17 protein-coding genes are annotated in these 17,880 nt (G+C 66.5%); 7 read left to right on the plus strand and 10 right to left on the minus strand.

The genetic code is table 11. The features are described from left to right. Positions 1-23: 23 nt before the first annotated feature. Positions 24-821: a nucleotidyl transferase AbiEii/AbiGii toxin family protein gene (locus tag ACFWU5_RS02085; RefSeq protein ID WP_379265833.1), complete on the plus strand. Its 798-nt coding sequence runs from the start codon at positions 24-26 to the stop codon at positions 819-821. Here ACFWU5_RS02085 and ACFWU5_RS02090 read toward each other — a convergent pair whose 3' ends face one another. Next, positions 822-3,278 (minus strand): helix-turn-helix domain-containing protein, encoded by a 2,457-nt coding sequence (locus ACFWU5_RS02090; RefSeq protein ID WP_379265834.1) that lies wholly within the window; start codon positions 3,276-3,278, stop codon positions 822-824. A 164-nt stretch (positions 3,279-3,442) separates the two neighbouring features. Here ACFWU5_RS02090 and ACFWU5_RS02095 point away from each other — a divergent pair, with 164 nt between their 5' ends. The 3 genes from ACFWU5_RS02095 (at position 3,443) to ACFWU5_RS02105 (ending at position 5,122) form a co-directional block, all read left to right on the plus strand. Beyond that, a complete protein-coding gene (locus tag ACFWU5_RS02095; protein WP_379265835.1) occupies positions 3,443-3,898 on the plus strand; it encodes a carboxymuconolactone decarboxylase family protein in 456 nt (151 codons plus the stop codon). 29 nt (positions 3,899-3,927) lie between these two features. After that, a complete protein-coding gene (locus tag ACFWU5_RS02100) occupies positions 3,928-4,374 on the plus strand; it encodes a nitroreductase family deazaflavin-dependent oxidoreductase (RefSeq protein ID WP_379265836.1) in 447 nt (148 codons plus the stop codon). Positions 4,375-4,483: 109 nt separating this feature from the next. Continuing rightward, on the plus strand, positions 4,484-5,122 hold the full coding sequence (locus ACFWU5_RS02105; RefSeq protein ID WP_379265837.1) for a hypothetical protein: 639 nt from the start codon (positions 4,484-4,486) through the stop codon (positions 5,120-5,122). Between the two features lies 1 nt (position 5,123). Here the strand turns inward: ACFWU5_RS02105 and ACFWU5_RS02110 are convergent, their stop codons facing one another. Genes ACFWU5_RS02110 through ACFWU5_RS02120 form a run of 3 tightly spaced genes read right to left on the minus strand, consistent with a single transcriptional unit; the run spans position 5,124 to position 8,200 of the window. Beyond that, positions 5,124-6,488, minus strand: coding sequence for a VWA domain-containing protein (locus ACFWU5_RS02110; RefSeq protein WP_379265838.1), 1,365 nt, complete (start codon positions 6,486-6,488; stop codon positions 5,124-5,126). Continuing rightward, entirely contained in the window at positions 6,485-7,372 is an 888-nt protein-coding gene (locus tag ACFWU5_RS02115; protein ID WP_379265839.1) for an AAA family ATPase, read from the minus strand. Before ACFWU5_RS02115 ends, ACFWU5_RS02110 begins: the two co-directional genes overlap by 4 nt. Before the next feature lie 24 nt (positions 7,373-7,396). Next, positions 7,397-8,200 (minus strand): TetR/AcrR family transcriptional regulator, encoded by an 804-nt coding sequence (locus ACFWU5_RS02120; protein WP_379265840.1) that lies wholly within the window; start codon positions 8,198-8,200, stop codon positions 7,397-7,399. Between the two features lie 110 nt (positions 8,201-8,310). Here ACFWU5_RS02120 and ACFWU5_RS02125 point away from each other — a divergent pair, with 110 nt between their 5' ends. Continuing rightward, positions 8,311-8,973 (plus strand): hypothetical protein, encoded by a 663-nt coding sequence (locus tag ACFWU5_RS02125; protein WP_379265841.1) that lies wholly within the window; start codon positions 8,311-8,313, stop codon positions 8,971-8,973. Here ACFWU5_RS02125 and ACFWU5_RS02130 read toward each other — a convergent pair. The 4 genes from ACFWU5_RS02130 to ACFWU5_RS02145 form a co-directional block, all read right to left on the minus strand. Then, entirely contained in the window at positions 8,933-10,291 is a 1,359-nt protein-coding gene (locus tag ACFWU5_RS02130) for a DUF2252 domain-containing protein (protein WP_379265842.1), read from the minus strand. The genes ACFWU5_RS02125 and ACFWU5_RS02130 overlap by 41 nt on opposite strands. Positions 10,292-10,430: 139 nt before the next feature. Beyond that, positions 10,431-11,432: a ketol-acid reductoisomerase gene (gene ilvC, locus ACFWU5_RS02135; protein ID WP_379240972.1), complete on the minus strand. Its 1,002-nt coding sequence runs from the start codon at positions 11,430-11,432 to the stop codon at positions 10,431-10,433. Between the two features lie 75 nt (positions 11,433-11,507). Continuing rightward, positions 11,508-12,011: an acetolactate synthase small subunit gene (gene ilvN / locus ACFWU5_RS02140; protein WP_019048314.1), complete on the minus strand. Its 504-nt coding sequence runs from the start codon at positions 12,009-12,011 to the stop codon at positions 11,508-11,510. Further along, on the minus strand, positions 12,008-13,939 hold the full coding sequence (locus ACFWU5_RS02145; protein WP_379265843.1) for an acetolactate synthase large subunit: 1,932 nt from the start codon (positions 13,937-13,939) through the stop codon (positions 12,008-12,010). Before ACFWU5_RS02145 ends, ilvN begins: the two co-directional genes overlap by 4 nt. A gap of 318 nt (positions 13,940-14,257) precedes the next feature. Here ACFWU5_RS02145 and ACFWU5_RS02150 point away from each other — a divergent pair, with 318 nt between their 5' ends. Both ACFWU5_RS02150 and ilvD read left to right on the plus strand, forming a co-directional pair. Beyond that, a complete protein-coding gene (locus ACFWU5_RS02150) occupies positions 14,258-14,995 on the plus strand; it encodes a PH domain-containing protein (protein WP_379265844.1) in 738 nt (245 codons plus the stop codon). 246 nt (positions 14,996-15,241) lie between these two features. Next, positions 15,242-17,083: a dihydroxy-acid dehydratase gene (ilvD, locus tag ACFWU5_RS02155; RefSeq protein WP_379265845.1), complete on the plus strand. Its 1,842-nt coding sequence runs from the start codon at positions 15,242-15,244 to the stop codon at positions 17,081-17,083. 92 nt (positions 17,084-17,175) lie between these two features. Here ilvD and ACFWU5_RS02160 read toward each other — a convergent pair whose 3' ends face one another. Continuing rightward, complete coding sequence (locus ACFWU5_RS02160; RefSeq protein WP_379265846.1) at positions 17,176-17,412, minus strand: helix-turn-helix transcriptional regulator; 237 nt, start codon at positions 17,410-17,412, stop codon at positions 17,176-17,178. 61 nt (positions 17,413-17,473) lie between these two features. Beyond that, positions 17,474-17,833: a type II toxin-antitoxin system RelE/ParE family toxin gene (locus ACFWU5_RS02165; protein ID WP_379265847.1), complete on the minus strand. Its 360-nt coding sequence runs from the start codon at positions 17,831-17,833 to the stop codon at positions 17,474-17,476. Between the last annotated feature and the right edge of the window lie 47 nt (positions 17,834-17,880).

Genomic DNA, 17,880 nt, shown 5'->3' on the forward strand with positions numbered 1-17,880 from the left:
CCGAGGTACTTCGCGAGTTCTACATGCAACGGTTTCTCGCCCGAGTGTTCGCCGAGCCGGGTATGCCGTGGATCTTGAAGGGCGGGACAGGGTTGCTCGTCCGGCTGCCGGGCGCTCGACACAGCGAGGATGTCGACCTTCTCCACCTCGAGGCCGACCTCGAGCAAGCATTCGCCGAGTTGAGGGAGTTGACCTCGGCGACAACAGCTCTCGACCCGCTGACATTCCAAGTTACGAAGAAGGACAGGGACTCGGAGTTCGGCTCGTTGACATTGCGGTTGCGCGCGACGCCCTACTTCGGGACGAACCCGGCCCAATCTTTCCCGATCGACCTCACCTCACGTCGCGAACTAGTGGGAGCAGTCGACCTCATCACGCCAGTCCAGGTCCTCGACATCGAAGATGTCTCCGCGCCACCACTTTTCGCGTGTTATCCGCTGGCGGACCAGATCGCCGACAAGGTGGCGGCCATGTATGAGCGCCACGGTGCTCGGGAGTTGCCCTCCACTCGGTGGCGCGATCTCGCAGACCTGTTGATGCTGATTCGTACAGTCCCGTTCGATGCGGCCGATACTTGCGCCGCACTGGCCGAGCAGCCCGCTCGACGGCCCGGCCTCAGGCTGCCCGCTGCTGTTGAATCGCCTGGCGAGGATTGGAACACCGGTTACGGCAAGTTGGCCAAGACCACCACCCTGCCCCCTGAATTACATTCTCTCGATGCCGCATTGGTTGTATTGGGGCACTGCGTGAACCCGTTGTTGGACAGGTCCGTCGAGACCGGGACGTGGAATCCTGTTAGTCGCGCGTGGTCGGTGAATTGATCAGGTCGATGGGGTGATTTCGGCGAGGAGGGACTCGGCTGCTGCTCGGTGTTCGGCGGCGGCGGTTGCGTCTGTGGGGGCGAGGACTTCGGCTATTCCCTGGTGGGCCATGGCTTCTTCGAAGCGGTGGCCCAATTGGGGGGCGAGGGTGAGGGTTTCGCGGTAGAGGGTCAGGGCTTGGGTGGGGAGGTCGGCTTGGTGGCTGGTTTGGGCGTAGCTGTTGAGGAAGTGGATTTTCCAGTGGGGTTCGAACAGGTCGTCTAGGAGGGTGAAGGCGGCTTGGTGGCTGGCCAGGGCTGCTTGGGGGCGGCCCATTTCTCTCAGGGCTATGCCTTGGCAGTTCAGGCACCAGGCTTCGTTGTGTTTGTGGCCGTCTTCTCGGGCTAGCGTCAGGGCGGTATTCAGGTGGGAGAGAGCTTCTTCGGGCTCTTCGGCCGCTATTGCTACACCCAGGGTGATCTGAGCTTGTAGGGACGGGTTTTCGGTGGGAATGGCCAGGGCTTCGCGGGCCAGTTGGGCGGCTTCGGGGCGGTGGCCCAGCTGGAGCATGGCCCAGGCTTCGCTGGCTATGGCGTCGGCGGCGCTGGCGGGGCAGCCGCTGGTGGTGTAGAGGTCCCTGGCTTGACGGAACAGTTCGAGGGGTTCTTCGATATTGCCTTCGTCCCAACGCAATTGGGCGCAGCGCATGGTCAGTTCGGCTCGGGGAAGGGGGTCGCCCGCTTCGGCGATGAGGGGGGCCGCAGCGGCGTAGGCGGCGGCGGCTTCGGTCATGCGGCCAGCGTTGTAGCGGGCGAAACCCAGGTCGCTGTGGGCTTCGGCCAGCTGGCGTGGGTCGTCGAGAGTCTGTGCGGCGGACAGGGATTGCTCGAACAGGGCGTTGAGATGTGTTGTGCCGCAACGGCGGGCGAAGAACGTTCGCATGAAGCGGGGTAGTTCGCACACGTGGGTGTGCGCGCCCGCTTCGACGGCGGCGTAGAACACCGACATCAGGTTGGTGTACTCGGTGACGTACCAGAAGAACGCGGCGTCGCGGCCGGGGAAGTGTGGGAGTTCGGCGGGCGGGGAGCCCGCGGAGACGGCGCGGGTGGGCGACAGGAACGGCATGGCGGCGTCGGCGGCGGCCGCGGCGTGCACGTAGAAGTCCAGGATGCGGTGCAGGGCGCGGTCGCGGTCGGCGGGGGTGTCGTGTTCGACGGTGGCCTGGCGGGCGTGTTGGCGGACCAGGTCGTGCAGGCGGTAGCGGCCCTCGGCGGGTTGTTGGACCAGGTGGGCGTCGAGGAGGTCTTCGAGCATGGTGCGGGCGGTGCGCAACGGGACATCGGCGACCGCGGCGGCGACGTAGTCGGTGAACGTGGAGCCGGGGATCAGGCCCAGCAGGCGGAACAGGCGGCGTTGGTCGCGGTTGAGTTGGCGCACCGACATGCCGAACGCAGTGTCGAATTCGCTTGCGCCCTCGGCCATTCGCTCGACCAGGATGCCGATCGACCAGCCGGGACGGTGCCGCAGTCGGGCGGCGGCCAGGCGCAACGCCAGGGGTAGGTTGCCGCACAGGCGGAGGACTTCGGCAGTCTGGTCGGGTTCTTTCGCGAGTCTGCCGGTGCGCGCGTCGCCGCTGGCGCGCGCCAACAGTTCGGCGCTCTCCTCGGCGGTGAGCACGTCCAGGGTCACCGGGGGGACCTCGTCGAGTTCGAGCAGGCGGTTGCGGCTGGTGATGATGGCCACCGACTCCCCCGCACCCGGCAACAGGTGGCTGACCTGCGCGGCATCGGCGACATTGTCCAGCACCACCACGGCCCGCACACGGGCAAGTTCCGAACGCCACACCGCCGCGCGCAGTTCGACTCCCCCCTCCTGCGGGACCTTCTCCGACGGGACCTGCAACGCGGCCAGCAGCGCGCGGATGGCGCCGTCGGGGTCGAGGGGTTGGCGGCCGTCGGTGAAGCCGTGCAGGTCCAAATACAGTTGGGCGTCAGGGTATCGGTCCGTGAGCTGGTGGGCGGCGTGCACCGCAAGCGACGTTTTGCCCACGCCTGCCATGCCGTCGATGGCGACCACGCGATCGGATGCCACGGCGGCCAGCACGTCGGCCAGTGCCTGTTCGCGGCCGGTGAAGTCGGGGACATCGCGCGGCAGATCGTTGCGCGGGGGTGGTGGGGCGTCGGCGGGCGGGGACGGCGGGGCGATCTGGCGGCTGGTCTTCGGCGGGGCGGGCAGCGGGTTGTTGGCGCGCTCCCACAGGGGGCGCAGCGGGCGCGGATCGCGTTTGACCAGGCGACACAGTTCCAGCACCGCGGGCCACGGCGGCACCGTCTGGCCGCTGAGGTATCGCGACAGCGACGACGAACTCAAGCCGGTATCGCGAGCCAGCGCGCGCACGCCGAGCCCGGACAGTTCCTGGATCAGGCGCAGGCGCGAGGCGAGCTCGTCCTGCGGGTACGCCCGCTGTTGCACAACCACCGTTACCACTCCCGTTGTCCCGGCCCGGACCAGGAATTTTCCGACCGACAAGCCGGTGGTCAGAGCCGTTTTCCGCTGTCCCACAGTGTCCCACAACCATTCTGTTCCGGCGCCGCACGGGCTGTTATTGAGGCACACCGCAAGCAACGAACAAGGAGCAGAAAATGCAGTCTCGGATGAAGAACCCGGCCATGATCCTCACCGACGCGATGGGCCCGATCCAGCAGGTGCTCAAGGCCGTGGAGACCGGCGGCGTGGAGTCCGAACTCCTCGAGCTGGTGCACCTGCGGGTCAGCCAGATCAACGGCTGCGCGGCCTGCGTGTTCGGCGGCACCACCACCGCCCGCAAGGCCGGCGTCAGCGAAGAGCGTCTGGCCACCGTCGTCGCCTGGCGGGAGACGCCGTTCTTCAGCGACGAGGAACGCGCCGCGCTGGAATTGGCCGAAGCCGCCACCCGCATGGCCGACCGCCCCGACGCGGTCACCGACGAGATCTGGGACAACGCGGCCAGCTACTTCGACGAGAAGCAGCTCGCCTCGATCGTGCTCATGATCGGCGTGACCAACATGTTCAACCGGCTCAACGCCACCACCCGTCAGATCGCCGGCGCGTGGGGCTGAAAACCCCAACACCTGAAAGGAATTCCCTCATGTCGACGAACACCAGCACCAGCCACAGCGGGTTCTCGCGGTGGATGCAGCACCGGATGAACGCGCGGATGAATCGCAAGATCCGCAACGGCAAAGGCACTTTCATGGGAATGGACGTGCTGATCCTGCACACGGTCGGTCGGCGTAGCGGGGTTTCCCGTGAGACTCCGATCAGCTGGTTTCCCGGCGAGAACGGGACCTGGTTGCTGGTCGCGTCCGGCGGCAAGGACGGGGAGCCCGACTGGTTCCGCAATCTGATGGGACATCCCGAGCAGGCGACCGTTCAGCTACCCGATCACGATGCCGTTTCCGTGACGCCACGGGTGCTCGAAGGAGCGGAGCGGGCAGCCGCCTGGACCGGCATCGCCGCAGCACAGCCCCGGTATGACAAGTACCAGGCCAAGGCCGGTCGGGAGTACACGGTGGTGGAGTTGGCGGCCGTGTGAGGGCGCGTGTCGGTTGCGCAACGAAAGCCGAGGGGCCTGTCGAACGGTTTTAGACTGATCGACAGGCCGGGGACCGAGCTGATGGCTCTTGCCGATGCGGAGGTGGATCGTGGGCTATCCGGGATACCCGCCGAACGGGCCCTACGCGCCGCCACCCTCACGGTGGCCGTGGGTTCTCGCGGTGCTGGTGGTGGTCGCCGCGTTGGCTGTCGGTGTGATCGCCGCGGGGATCATCGTGGTGATGCAACGTGACCGCGACGCCGACACCGCCACCGCCCCGCTCACCGCCGCCACCATCGCTGCCACCGGGCCGGACATCACCTATGTTCCGCCCGTCCCGGTGGACCCGCAGATCCAGGCCCAGAACAGCTTGCGCGCGCAGGCCAACGCCGACCTGCCCTTCGTGGCCGTGAATCTGGCCGACCGGTGGGTGCCGCAACTGTCCGCCAAACAGAACGGGCTGTACGCGGCCGATGTCGACGGGCGGATGGTGAACTGGACCGACAGCGAGATCCTCGCCCAGAACCAGCGGTTGCGGCAGCGGTATCCGGGGGCGCGGCTGATCTGGAGTGACGACTGGAGCACGTTCGACCTGCAGGGATGGTGGGTCACCCTCGCTGGGGTCACGTTCTCCGACCCGGGCTCGGCCAACGCCTGGTGTGATGCGCAAGGGATCGCTGTCGACGAGTGCTTCGCCAAACTGGTCAGCAATTCGCGTGGGTCGGCGGGCACCACGCAGTACCGGTGAATCAGGCCGGCAGGAGTCGGCCGATCACCTCGGCGAGCTGGGCGACGTTGCGGCACTCGTGCATGGTGACGATGTCGGTGTAGTCCTGCGCGGCCGAATCGCCGGTCGACCACGAGCGCGAGGGCTCCGGGTTGAGCCAGTACACGGCCTTTGCCCGCTCGGTGATCGCTTGCAGGGCTTCGAGATTCGGGTCGGTGCGGTTGGTTCTGGCGTCGCCCAGGATCAGCACGCACGTTCTCGGGCCGACCGCGTCGAGGTAGTGGTCGACGAAACCCTGCAGGACCTCGCCGTAGTTGCTGGAACCGAAACGGGCCACGCCGCCTTCGCGGACGATGTTCTGGGCGAAGCCGGGGGGTGGAGGTTCGCCGGGGGTGAAGTAGTGGGTGATCTCGGCGCAGGTGTCGACGAAACCGAAGCTGCGGACCTTGCTGAACTGGTCCTGCAGGGCCTGCACCAACTGCAAGGTGAACTCGGCGAAACCGCTGACCGAGCCCGAAACATCTGCCAGCACAACGAGATCGGGGCGGCCGCGTTTGCGGGCGCGCAGTACCGGGTCGACGGGGACGCCGCCGGTGGCCATCGAACGGCGCAGGGTGCGGCGTAGGTCGATCTGGCCGCGGACGGCTTTCTTGCGGCGCACGGCCAGGCGGGTGGCGAGTTTGCGGGCCAGAGGGTGGACCAGTCTGCGCATTTCGGCGAGGTCTTGTTCGCGGGCGCCGAGGAAATCTGTTCTGTCCGCGGAGGTTTCGACGCCGCGGCGGGCGATGTAGTCGGTGCCGCGGAGTTCGGCCGAGCGTAGGCGGGCTTCGGTTTGGACGGCGGTGCGGAACTGATCGACCCTGCGACGAGCTTCGATGGTGCGCACGGCTGTATCGAATTGGCCTGTACCACCCATGGTTTGGGCTACTTCTTCGGAGATTTCGTCCGGGCGTAGGGATTTCATGGTCAGGTACGACGACCAGCCCGCACCCGAGGCTTGGGTGACCCTTCCCGCGCTCTCCCCCGCGCCGCCGTAGGCGCCGAAAGTGTTGAGGGCTTCTCGGGCCAGTTCGGCGGTGTCTTCGCCTTGAATGAGGGTGGCGATGAGACGTTCGCGCAGGGAATCCGCGTTTTCGCTCGGGACTGCGGGTGGCAGTTCTGCGCCGAGGAAGTACAGGTCGACCAGTTGGTCGAAGGTTTTGCGTTGGCCGTTGCGGCGGAGCAGGCAGGCGGCCAGGCCGGAGCGCAGGATGGCGGGGTCGGCGGGGCCGAGGGCGACCAATGCCGCTGCGGCGTCGATGGTTTCGCTGGGGCCGGCGTGAATGTTGTGTTCGCGCAGCAGGGTGACGAAGTCGACCAAGCGGGAGGTGGTCGGGGCCCGATTCATCGCGCTACGCTGCCGTCGGGTTGATCGTCGAGGCCGAGGCGGTCGATCGCGACTCGGTGGTCGGACTGGTACTTCAGCAGGACACCCAGCGTCGAGCGAACCACGGTGCTGGACAGTGTTTTCGTGCCGAGTGCGACCAAAGTCTTTGCCCAGTCGACAGTTTCGGCGATCGACGGCGCCTTGCGCAGCGAGAGTTGACGCAGTGCGCTCACGGTCGCCACCACGGGTTCGGCCAGGGCCGCATCCAGTTCCGGGACCTTGAGCGCGACGATCGACTTCTCCAATTCCGCTGTCGGATAGTCGATATGCAGATACAGGCAGCGGCGCTTCAACGCTTCGGACAGGTCGCGGTGGGCGTTGGAGGTGAGGATGACGAAGGGCTTGCGCACGGCCTTGACCGTGCCCAACTCCGGGATGCTCACCTGGAAATCACCGAGGACTTCCAGCAGCAGGCCCTCGAGCTCCACGTCGGCCTTGTCGAGTTCGTCGATGAGCAGGACCGTGGGATCGGGGTTGCGGATCGCGGCCAGCAGGGGGCGGGCGAGCAGGAACTCCTCGGTGAAGACGTGGTCGCGGGTGCTGTCCCAGTCTTCGCCGGAGGTGGCGGTGATGCGCAGCAGTTGCTTGGCGTGGTTCCACTCGTACAGGGCGCGGGCCTCGTCGACACCCTCGTAGCACTGCAGACGGATGAGTTCGGCGCTGGTCGCGGCGGCGACAGCCTTGGCCAGCTCGGTCTTGCCCACGCCCGCGGGACCCTCGATCAACAGGGGCTTGCCGAGGCGGTCGGCGAGGAAGACCGCGGTCGCGATGTCGAGGGACGGCAGGTAGCCCGCGGCCGTGAGGCGAGCGGTTACCTGGTCCACCGAGGCAAAGAAGTTACTCATCAGTAATGAGTATAGGCGGGGGTGTCAGCGGCTGATCGTCGCGGCGACGCCGTCCAGGATCAGGTCGAGACCGAAGGCGAAATCGGCGTCGGCGGACCCCTGATCCGGCGGGACTTCGGCGAAGGCTTGCTCGGCGAACAGGCGCGCCACCTCGGGGAAGCGGGTCGGATCCAGATGGGCCGAGACTTCTTCCTGATAGATCCGCAGCGATTCCGCTTCGTCGATTTGTTCGACGAGGCGACGTTCGGCGAGGTGGCGGCCGGTGACGAACGCCTGGCGGACATAGCCGCCGATCACGGTGATCACGCCGATCTTGGCGCCCCAGCTCAGGTTCGTTTCGCGCAGCGCGGCCAAGCCTGCGTCCATCCAGGCGATCGCGTGCGGGCCGCGCGGGGGGCCACTGATGGGGATCTGGGCCAGCCAGGGGTGACGGGCGAACACGTCGAGTTGCGCGGTGGCCCAGCCGTGCAGCGCGGGGCGCCACTGGGGGTCCACGGCAGGGGGAAGGCCGAAGGCAGCGTCGGCCATCAGGTCGGTGAGACCGTCTTTGGACTTGACGTAGCGGTACAGCGACATGGGTGTGACATGCAGGGCCGCAGCGACTTTCGTCAACGACGCGCCGGTGAGCCCATGTCGGTCGGCGAGCGCGATGGCGGTGCTGACGATGCGCTCTACGTCGAGTTCGGCCGGGCGACCTACACGCGCGCGAACTGCCGACGGTTGGTCGAATCCGTCGGCCTTGACCTTTCGACGCAGGACCGCGAGGTCCTTCGCCGACAGATCCGAGAGGTTGAGGCGTGCGGGTTGTTCGGGCCGGTCTCGTGCCACAGGATCCTCATTCGTTCGGGGGTTCCCACAGATTAGCATATGGCTTATAGTTTCATTCATATACTAACTCCGGGCGGCGGGGGCCGGCCGGGAACAAGGGGTGAATGACCATGGATATCAACAGGATTCAGCGAATCACCGGGGCGGCCGCATTCCTCGGCGCGGGGTGCACGCTGATCGAACTGCCGTTGTACTTCGTGTATGCGGGAGCGCCGCCGGATACGAATGTGCTCACGCGATGCCTGCTCGGGCTGGTCGGGATCACGCTGTTCATCGTGTTCATGAGCGGGGTCGCGTACCTGGTGAAACACCGTGATCCCGAACGCGAATGGTTCGGGTCGCTGGCCGGCAGGGCCGGAACTGCCTGGCTCACAGTGGTTCTGGTGTCGACCGGGCTCGAGATCGGGGCGGTGATCGCCGCGCCCGAGCCGATCGACCCCACCATCTCCGTGACCGGGACCTACGTGCTGTACGGGACGGTGTCGCGACTGATGGAAGGACTGTTCCTGGTGGCGTTCGCGATCGCGACGGCACGACTGCTCCCCCGCTGGTGCATCGCGGCCAGCTGGGCGCTCGCGGCGGTGAACTGCGCGTTCGTACCGTCGCTGTACTTCGGGAACGTGCCGGCCGACTTCTACGCGGCCAACGGATGGGGCACCACCGCGACCGTCGGCGGGTTCACCACGCTGTGGTTGTTCGCGATCGGAACCGCGCTGTATCGCACGGCGCCGGTCAGTACGGGTTCGCTGCCACCTGTACCTGTCCATCCTTGATCGCGGCCAGCAGCAGGCGGTAGTCGGCCATGGTCTGATCCGAGTACGACATGCCGAAATCGCGCAGGGCCTTGTCGAACTTGTCGCTACCGCCGATATAGGCGTTGATGGCGAGGGGGTCGCCAGAGCGGCAGTGCGCGCGGGCCAGGACGCCGCCGCACAGGCCGCCGTAGTTGGACAGTTGGCGGTGGCTCATGTTCTCGATGTCGGCCGAGCCCTTCATGTCTCGGAACTGACGCCAGTAATAGTCCACGCCTTCGGGGCCGGTGGCCCAGCCGAGGAAGATGTCGCTGGCCGCCTGCATCAGCCGCTGGCCCGCGACGACGCGGTGGCCCTGCTGCTGGTACTTGCTGGGTTTTTGATACGGGGCCAGCACCGAGGTGTCGGCTTCCTTCATCTGCAGGAACAGGGGTGCGCCGGATTCCTTGTCCATCATCAAGGCGATGAAGCAGCGGGTGCCGACGCTGCCGACGCCGACGACCTTCACCGCGGCGTCGACCAGGGTGTAGCGATTGAGCAGCACGCGCATCTGGTCGGGCAGGCTGCGGCGGTATTCGGCGAGCACCGACTTCACCGTCGCCTCGTCGGGCGAGGTGATGGGCACCAGCAGCGGCGGCTGGTTCTTGATCCGCGGGATGCCGTCGGCGTCGGGTTCGGTGAGTTTGTCGAACGCCTGCAAGCTGGTGCGCTTCTTCGCCGAGGCCATCGTCTTCTCGGCCTTCTCGCGGAACTTCTTCTTCGGGATCTGCGCGATCACCTGGTCGGCATCGACCCGCTCGTACCAGATCTCGAGACTGTCCAGCTCCGACATCGCCTCGATGCCCTCGCGATACCCCCGCGCGGCCGCCTCCGCCGCCGACGCCGCATCCTCATCGGTACAACCATTGCCCAGCGCGGCGACCGCGACACTGGTCACCAGACGTTTGACGTCCCACTCGAACGGCCCCGGCAACGTCTCGTCGAAATCGTTGACATCGAAAACGAGGTTGCGCTCCGGAGTCCCATACAGCCCGAAGTTCGCCAGATGCGCGTCACCACACAGCTGCGCGGTCAGCCCCGTATCAGGATGACACCCCAGGTCATACGCCATGATCGCCGCCGACCCCCGCAGAAACGCGAACGGCGACACCGCCATTCGCGCCATCCGAATCGGCACCAAACTCTGCACCCGCCCGGCATTCTGCTTCAACAGAATCCCCACCGGGTCTTCTCTGCCCGGCTCCGCCCGCCACTGCCCCAACTCCGACCGCGAAACCCGCTTCCGCGCGTCCTTACCGACGTCTTCCGCCTGCCGATCGAATTCCTCAACCGTGGTCATCGAGCAAGTCTGCCGCTACCGAACCACCACGGCAAGGACCTGCAGATAACCATGCGATGACAGCATGCGGGCAGGTAGCAGGCAACCATGCCGAAAGGCCCGTTCGCACGGGGCGAACGGGCCTTTCAGGGTGCGAGAATTACGCGGTTTCGGTGATCGGGCGGTCGACCCAGCTCATCAGGCCGCGCAGCTTGGCGCCGGTGACCTCGATGGGGTGCTCGGCGTTCTCCTTGCGCAGGCCCTCGAGCTCCTTGTTGCCGCCTTCGACGTTGGCGACCAGGCGCTTGACGAAGGTGCCGTCCTGGATGTCGGTCAGGATCGCCTTCATGCGCTCCTTGGTGCCGGCGTCGATGACGCGCGGGCCCGACAGGTAGCCACCGAACTCGGCGGTGTCGGAGACCGAGTAGTTCATGCGGGCGATGCCGCCTTCGTACATCAGGTCCACGATCAGCTTGAGCTCGTGCAGGACCTCGAAGTAGGCCATCTCGGGGGCGTAGCCGGCCTCGACCATGACCTCGAAGCCGATCTTGACCAGTTCCTCGGTGCCACCGCAGAGCACGGCCTGCTCGCCGAACAGGTCGGTCTCGGTCTCTTCCTTGAAGGTGGTCTTGATGACGCCCGCGCGGGTGCCGCCGATGCCCTTGGCGTAGGACAGGGCCAGCGCCTGGCCCTCGCCGGTCGGGTCCTGATCGACCGCGATCAGAGCCGGAACGCCCTTGCCGTCGACGAACTGACGACGCACCAGGTGGCCGGGGCCCTTCGGGGCGACCATCGCGACGGTGACGCCGGCCGGAGCCTTGACCAGGCCGAAGTGGATGTTGAGGCCGTGGCCGAAGAACAGCGCGTCGCCGTCCTTCAGGTTGGGCTCGATGTCGTTGGTGAAGATCGACGCCTGGGCGGTGTCGGGGGCCAGCACCATGATCACGTCGGCCCACTCGGAGACCTCGGCGGGGGTGCCGACGGTCAGACCGGCCTCTTCGGCCTTCGCGCGGGACTTGGAGCCCTCGGTGAGGCCGACGCGCACGTCGACGCCGGAGTCGCGCAGGCTCAGCGAGTGCGCGTGGCCCTGGCTGCCGTAACCGATCACGGCGACCTTGCGGCCCTGGATGATCGACAGGTCAGCGTCGTCGTCGTAGAACATCTCGACTGCCACTTGATTGGTCCCTTCTGAAAATGATGGTTAGGAAAATTTATCGCGGGGGTTGCTGAGTGGAAGTCAGCGGGTCGCGGTGATGGACTTCGGGCCGCGGCCGACAGCCACGACACCGGACTGCACGATCTCGCGGATGCCGTACGGCTCGACCATGCGCAGCAGCGCGTCGAGCTTGGAACGGGTGCCGGTGGCCTCGATGGTCAGCGCGTCGGGCGACACGTCGATCACCTTGGCGCGGAACAACTGCACGGCCTCGATCACCTGCGTGCGCACCGACGCGTCGGCGCGCACCTTCACCAGGATCAGCTCGCGGGCCACCGAGGCGTCGGCGTCCTGCTCCACGATCTTGATGACGTTGATCAGCTTGTTGAGCTGCTTGGTGACCTGCTCGAGGGGCAGATCGTCGACGGTGACGACGATCGTCATGCGCGAGATCTCGGGAATCTCGGTGCCGCCCACGGCCAGGGATTCGATATTGAAGCCACGGCGCGAGAACAGGCTCGCGACACGTGCCAGCACACCGGGCTTGTCCTCGACGAGAACGCTCAGAGTGTGGGTGGTGCTCATTCGTCGGCGCCCTTCTCGAATGCGGCCTGCTCGCGTTCCATCGCTTCGTGGATGACGGCCGGTTCGGAGACCGACTCGTCCTCGTCGAACAGCGGACGGATACCGCGGGCGAACATGATCTCGTCGTTGCTGGTGCCCGCGGCGACCATCGGCCACACCTGGGCGTCCTTGCCGACGATGAAGTCGATGACGACCGGGCGGTCGGTGATGGCCTGGGCCTGACGGATCGCGTCCTCGACCTCGGACTCCTTCTCCACGCGGATGCCGACGCAACCCAGCGCCTCGGCCAGCTTCACGAAGTCGGGGATGCGCAGGGTGTGCGTGCCCAAATCCGTGTTGGAGTAACGCTTTTCGTAGAACAGGGTCTGCCACTGACGGACCATGCCCAGGTTGCCGTTGTTGATCAGGGCGACCTTGATCGGCACGCCCTCGATCGCACAGGTAGCCAGTTCCTGGTTGGTCATCTGGAAGCAACCGTCACCGTCGACCGCCCAGACTTCCTTGTCCGGCGCGCCCATCTTGGCGCCCATGGCCGCGGGAACCGCGTAACCCATGGTGCCCAGACCGCCCGAGTTGAGCCAGGTGCGCGGGTTCTCGTACTTGATGAACTGCGCGGCCCACATCTGGTGCTGGCCGACGCCGGCGCAGTAGATCGCGTCGGGGCCCGCAAGACGACCCAGGGTCTCGATGACGTACTCCGGCGAGACCGAACCGTCGGAGGGGGTCTTCCAACCCAGCGGGTAGTTGTCGCGGATGCCGCTGAGGTAGGTCCACCACGGGCCCAGCTCGAGCAGCGGCGCGGCGCCGGACTGCGGGTCGGCCTTGAGGGTTTCGATCAGCTCGACGATGACCTCCCGCGCGTCGCCCACGATCGGGACGTGCGCGTGCCGGTTCTTGCCGATCTCGGCCGGGTCGATGTCGGCGTGGATGACCTTCGCGTCGGGGGCGAAGGAGTCCAGCTGACCGGTGACGCGGTCGTCGAAACGGGCACCGAGGGTGATCAGCAGGTCCGAACGCTGCAGCGCGGCGACAGCGCCGACGGTGCCGTGCATACCGGGCATGCCCATGTTCAGGGTGTGGCTGTCGGGGAACGCGCCCCGCGCCATCAGGGTCGTGACGACCGGGATGCCGGTGAGTTCGGCCAGTTCCAGCAGTTCGGCCGAGGCGTCGGACTTGATCACGCCGCCGCCCACGTACAGCACGGGCTGCTTGGCCTCGAGGATCAGTCGCGCGGCCTCGCGCACCTGCTTGCCGTGCGGCTTGGTGACCGGACGGTAGCCGGGCAGCCGCATCTCCGGCGGCCACGAGAACGTGGTCTGCGCCTGCAGGGCGTCCTTGGTGATGTCGACCAGCACGGCACCGGGGCGACCCGAGGCAGCGAGGTAGAACGCCTCGGCCAGGGTGCGCGGGATGTCGGCGGGGTCTTTCACCAGGAAGTTGTGCTTGGTGATCGGCATGGTGATGCCGGAGATGTCGGCTTCCTGGAACGCGTCGGTGCCCACCAGGCTCGACGGGACCTGACCGGTGATCGCCACGATCGGGACCGAGTCCATCTGCGCGTCGGCCAGCGGCGTCACCAGGTTGGTGGCGCCGGGGCCGGATGTGGCCATACACACACCGACCTTGCCCGAGGCCTGCGCGTAACCGGTGGCCGCGTGACCGGCGCCCTGCTCGTGCCGGACCAGCACGTGCCGGACCTTCTCGGAATCGAACAGCGGGTCGTAGACAGGAAGGACCGCGCCGCCGGGAATGCCGAATACCGTGTCGACGTCGAGCTCTTCCAGCGACCGGACCACGGACTGGGCGCCGGTGACGCGCTCGGGCGCGACCTGACGACGGGCGGGGTTGGTCGCCGGGCTACCCGCGGGGGTAGCGGAAGGCGTTGACCTGCGGGCCGATGGCCCGGGTCGTGCGGTTGGTGCACTCACCGTCTTCGTTCCTCACTGTCTGGTTCTGACTCGGACTGACCCGACTGGGCCACTGGCATTCGCCCGAACACAAAAAAGCCCCCGCCCAGCGCATGGCTGTTCGAGGGTGGCGCGTCGCAAACGCGAGCTGACGTATTTCGACTAGAAAGTCAGGCTCGACGCTGGACGCGCCGGGCGAATTACGAGCTCGTTTCGAATCACACGTACGACGTTAGGCGCGCGTACTGCGTCGAGTCAAACAGGCTTACCGCTCCGGTCCCATTCTGTGGGACTCGAGTGGTTGCGTGGGTCCGTGTACCGAGATGCGAGGATGGGAGGGTGTCCTCACCGCATCAGTCCGTGCCACCGTCTGAATCGTCCCACACCACCGACGAGGGAACCCAGACGGGTCGCCCGTCGCGACCCGGTGGCCTGCGCTCGGCGTCGCCGGGACGGCTCGCCGCCATCGGCGCAGTGGTACTGGCGTACCTGACCTTCGTTGTCGTGGGCACCGTGCAGGACTGGTCGCTGGGCACCCTGGTCGGGATGGTCGTGCCCACCGCGGTGATCGTGTGGTTGCTCGTGCCGCGCAAGACCAACACGCCCACGCCGGGTGTGCACGTGATCGGCGTGCCCAAGCTGGCCTACATCGGCGTGCTGGTGCTGGCGTTCTGCGTGTTCTTCCCGTTCGTGGGGTGGCCTGCGCTGCTGTGGCCGTTGCTGCTGCTGCCGGTGATCGCGGCGTGGTGGGTGACTCGCACGCACACGACCGTGTCCGCGTCCGGGCTCGATCTGAGTTCGATGGTGCGTCGCAAGCACCTGGACTGGTCGCAGATCAAGGGCATCACCATTCCCAAGCGCGGGTATGTGCGCGCCCGGCTCACCGATGACGCCGAAGTGACGCTGCCCGGTGTCGGTTATGACCGGTTGCGCGAGCTGATCGACGCGTCCGGCGGTCGACTGCCCGACGTGTTCGCCTCCGCCGAAGCCGCCCAGATCGAAGCGGCGCGCAAGGCTCGCGAGGAGGCCGAACGCGCCGAAGCCGACGTCATCGACGAGTCGGCCGCCACCGACTAGGCGATATCCACCACATCAGGAATCGGCGCGGTCGCGCGACTGTTCATCCAGGTAGGCTGACGGCGACGGGCACCCCCGCGCCGACGGCACGACCGCGGCGACACCCTTCGAAGCGATACCTCCGCTTCCGCCCCGCTGCAATCACCGGCACTCCGACCACCGGCGCGACGCCCACCAAGGCCGCGCAGTACTGTGGAAGGTTGCCGGACTCCGTCAACCCGCAGGTCAGCCCCCCAAGGACTTCGCATGCCACCGCTTCGCTCACGCACAACCACCATCGGCCGCAACGCAGCGGGCGCACGCTCGCTGTGGCGCGCGACCGGCATGACCGACTCCGATTTCGGTAAGCCGATCATCGCGATCGCGAACTCGTACACGCAGTTCGTTCCCGGTCACGTGCACCTCAAGGACATGGGCGACATCGTCGCCGAAGGCGTGCGCGCCGCGGGTGGTGTGCCGCGCGAGTTCCACACGATCGCGGTCGACGACGGCATCGCGATGGGTCACGGCGGCATGCTGTACTCGCTGCCTTCGCGCGAGATCATCGCCGACTCGGTGGAGTACATGGCCAACGCGCACACCGCCGACGCGCTGGTGTGCATCTCCAACTGCGACAAGATCACGCCCGGCATGCTCAACGCCGCGATGCGGTTGAACATCCCCGCGGTGTTCGTGTCCGGCGGGCCGATGGAGGCCGGTAAGGCCGTGGTCGTCAACGGTGTCGCGCAGGCGCCCACCGACTTGATCACCGCGATCTCCGCCAGCGCCAGCCAGATCGTGTCCGAGGAAGGCCTGAGCGAAGTCGAACAGGCCGCGTGTCCCACCTGCGGTTCGTGTTCGGGCATGTTCACCGCCAACTCGATGAACTGCCTGACCGAAGCGCTGGGTCTCGCGCTGCCCGGCAACGGTTCGACGCTGGCCACCCATTCCGCCCGTCGTGCGCTGTTCGAGCGCGCCGGCACCGTGATCGTGGACATCGCCAAGCGCTGGTACCAGGACGACGACGCCTCGGTGCTGCCGCGAAACGTGGCCAACGCCAAGGCTTTCCGCAACGCGATGGCCCTGGACGTGGCCATGGGCGGTTCCACCAACACCGTGCTGCACACCCTCGCGGCCGCGCAGGAGGGTGAGATCGACTTCGACCTGCAGGACATCGACGACATCAGCCGCAAGGTGCCGTGCCTGTCGAAGGTCTCCCCCAACTCCGATTACCACATGGAAGACGTGCACCGCGCCGGTGGCATTCCCGCCATCCTCGGTGAACTGCGTCGCGGCGGCCTGCTCGAAACCGACGTGACCACCGTGCACACCGCGTCCTTCGAGGAATACCTCGACACCTGGGATGTGCGCTCGGGCAAGGCTTCCGACGAAGCACTCGAACTGTTCCACGCTGCCCCCGGTGGCGTGCGCACGGTCGAGCCGTTCTCCACCAGCAACCGCTGGTCGTCGCTGGACACCGACGCCGCCGGTGGTTGCATCCGCGACATCGCCAACGCCTACACCGTCGAAGGCGGGCTGTGCGTGCTGCGCGGCAACATCGCCCCCGACGGCGCGATCCTCAAGACCGCGGGCATCGACGAAGACCTGTTCACCTTCGAAGGCCCGGCCGTGGTGGTCGAGTCCCAGGAGGACGCGGTGACGATGATCCTGAGCAAGAAGATCCAGCCCGGCGACGTGGTCGTCATCCGCTACGAGGGCCCCGCGGGCGGCCCCGGCATGCAGGAAATGCTGCACCCGACCTCGTTCCTCAAGGGCCTTGGCCTCGGCAAGGTGTGCGCGCTGATCACCGACGGCCGCTTCTCCGGCGGCACCTCGGGCCTGTCGATCGGCCACATCTCCCCCGAGGCCGCCTCGGGTGGTGCGATCGGCCTGATCGAAAACGGCGACCGCATCCGCATCGACGTGCACACCCGCGCACTGGAAGTCCTTGTCTCCGACGAGGTCCTGGCCGAACGCCGCGCGAAGATGGAAGCCTCCGAACGCCCCTGGAAGCCGCTGAACCGCGACCGCACGGTCACCACCGCCCTGCGCGCCTACGCGGCCCTGGCAACGTCGGCCGACAAGGGTGCCGTTCGGCACGTGCCGTAGCCGCCGCTACTCGAATCTCCGCCGGACACGAGCGCGCCACCAGTCGTTGATGCGACTGGCGGCGCGCTCTTTCGTCGAACCGGCCCGCTACTTCAGGCGGCGCTGGTGAACGATACGTCGACGGTGGCGCCCAGCGCGGCCGCGAGCCGATCGAGCAGAGTCAATGTCGGCACATGCTCGCCGGCCTCGAGACGTGAGATCGCGGCCTGGCTGGTTCCCGCTCGACGAGCGAGTTCGGTCTGCGAAATACCGAGCTCGACCCGCCGCTCACGAACGGCCCGACCTAGTTCGACCGCCCGCTTCTCTGCCTCGTAACCTGCCCGGACCATCGATTCGTCCCGTGGCGGTCCCTGACTGATATCCCACCTGACATGCTGGTTCTCGCCCATGTCAGACCTCTCTCTCAAAAATATCCAGCGCGTGACCATGATCGGCCTCGCACTCTTTTTGCGCCTGCAGCGCTCTGGCAACCTCGCCTGATTCTCGCTGCCGAGTCTTGTAGAAGACAGTAAGCAGAACAACGCGTCGCCGCGGAGCGAGCCAATAGGTGACTCGGACCGCTCGGCCATCAAGACTGAACCGCAGCTCTCGCACCTTGCCACCGAGATGCCGCGCATACGGCTCGCCTAACGTATCTGCCTGTTCCGCCAGCATCTCCGCTCGATATCTCGCTCGACCGTAGTGTTCATCACTCAGTGACTCCAACCATGCCCGGACCTCGGGTTCGACTTCCAAGTCGAACAGTGTCATGCCACCTATGATATATGCTACACGTGATATAGACGCAAGTCTGGTCT

The sequence above is a fragment of the Nocardia sp. NPDC058640 genome (assembly GCF_042716995.1).
Lineage (GTDB): Bacteria > Actinomycetota > Actinomycetes > Mycobacteriales > Mycobacteriaceae > Nocardia.

Bases quoted from the DNA above. Each gene is read 5' to 3' on its own strand.
- ACFWU5_RS02085 (WP_379265833.1), top strand. From the start codon at position 24: ATGCAACGGTTTCTCGCCCGAGTGTTCGCCGAGCCGGGTATGCCGTGG.
- ACFWU5_RS02095 (WP_379265835.1), top strand. From the start codon at position 3,443: ATGCAGTCTCGGATGAAGAACCCGGCCATGATCCTCACCGACGCGATG.
- ACFWU5_RS02100 (WP_379265836.1), top strand. From the start codon at position 3,928: ATGTCGACGAACACCAGCACCAGCCACAGCGGGTTCTCGCGGTGGATG.
- ACFWU5_RS02110 (WP_379265838.1), bottom strand. From the start codon at position 6,488: ATGAATCGGGCCCCGACCACCTCCCGCTTGGTCGACTTCGTCACCCTG.
- ACFWU5_RS02115 (WP_379265839.1), bottom strand. From the start codon at position 7,372: ATGAGTAACTTCTTTGCCTCGGTGGACCAGGTAACCGCTCGCCTCACG.
- ACFWU5_RS02125 (WP_379265841.1), top strand. From the start codon at position 8,311: ATGGATATCAACAGGATTCAGCGAATCACCGGGGCGGCCGCATTCCTC.
- ACFWU5_RS02130 (WP_379265842.1), bottom strand. From the start codon at position 10,291: ATGACCACGGTTGAGGAATTCGATCGGCAGGCGGAAGACGTCGGTAAG.
- ilvC (WP_379240972.1), bottom strand. From the start codon at position 11,432: ATGTTCTACGACGACGACGCTGACCTGTCGATCATCCAGGGCCGCAAG.
- ilvN (WP_019048314.1), bottom strand. From the start codon at position 12,011: ATGAGCACCACCCACACTCTGAGCGTTCTCGTCGAGGACAAGCCCGGT.
- ilvD (WP_379265845.1), top strand. From the start codon at position 15,242: ATGCCACCGCTTCGCTCACGCACAACCACCATCGGCCGCAACGCAGCG.
- ACFWU5_RS02160 (WP_379265846.1), bottom strand. From the start codon at position 17,412: ATGGTCCGGGCAGGTTACGAGGCAGAGAAGCGGGCGGTCGAACTAGGT.
- ACFWU5_RS02165 (WP_379265847.1), bottom strand. From the start codon at position 17,833: ATGACACTGTTCGACTTGGAAGTCGAACCCGAGGTCCGGGCATGGTTG.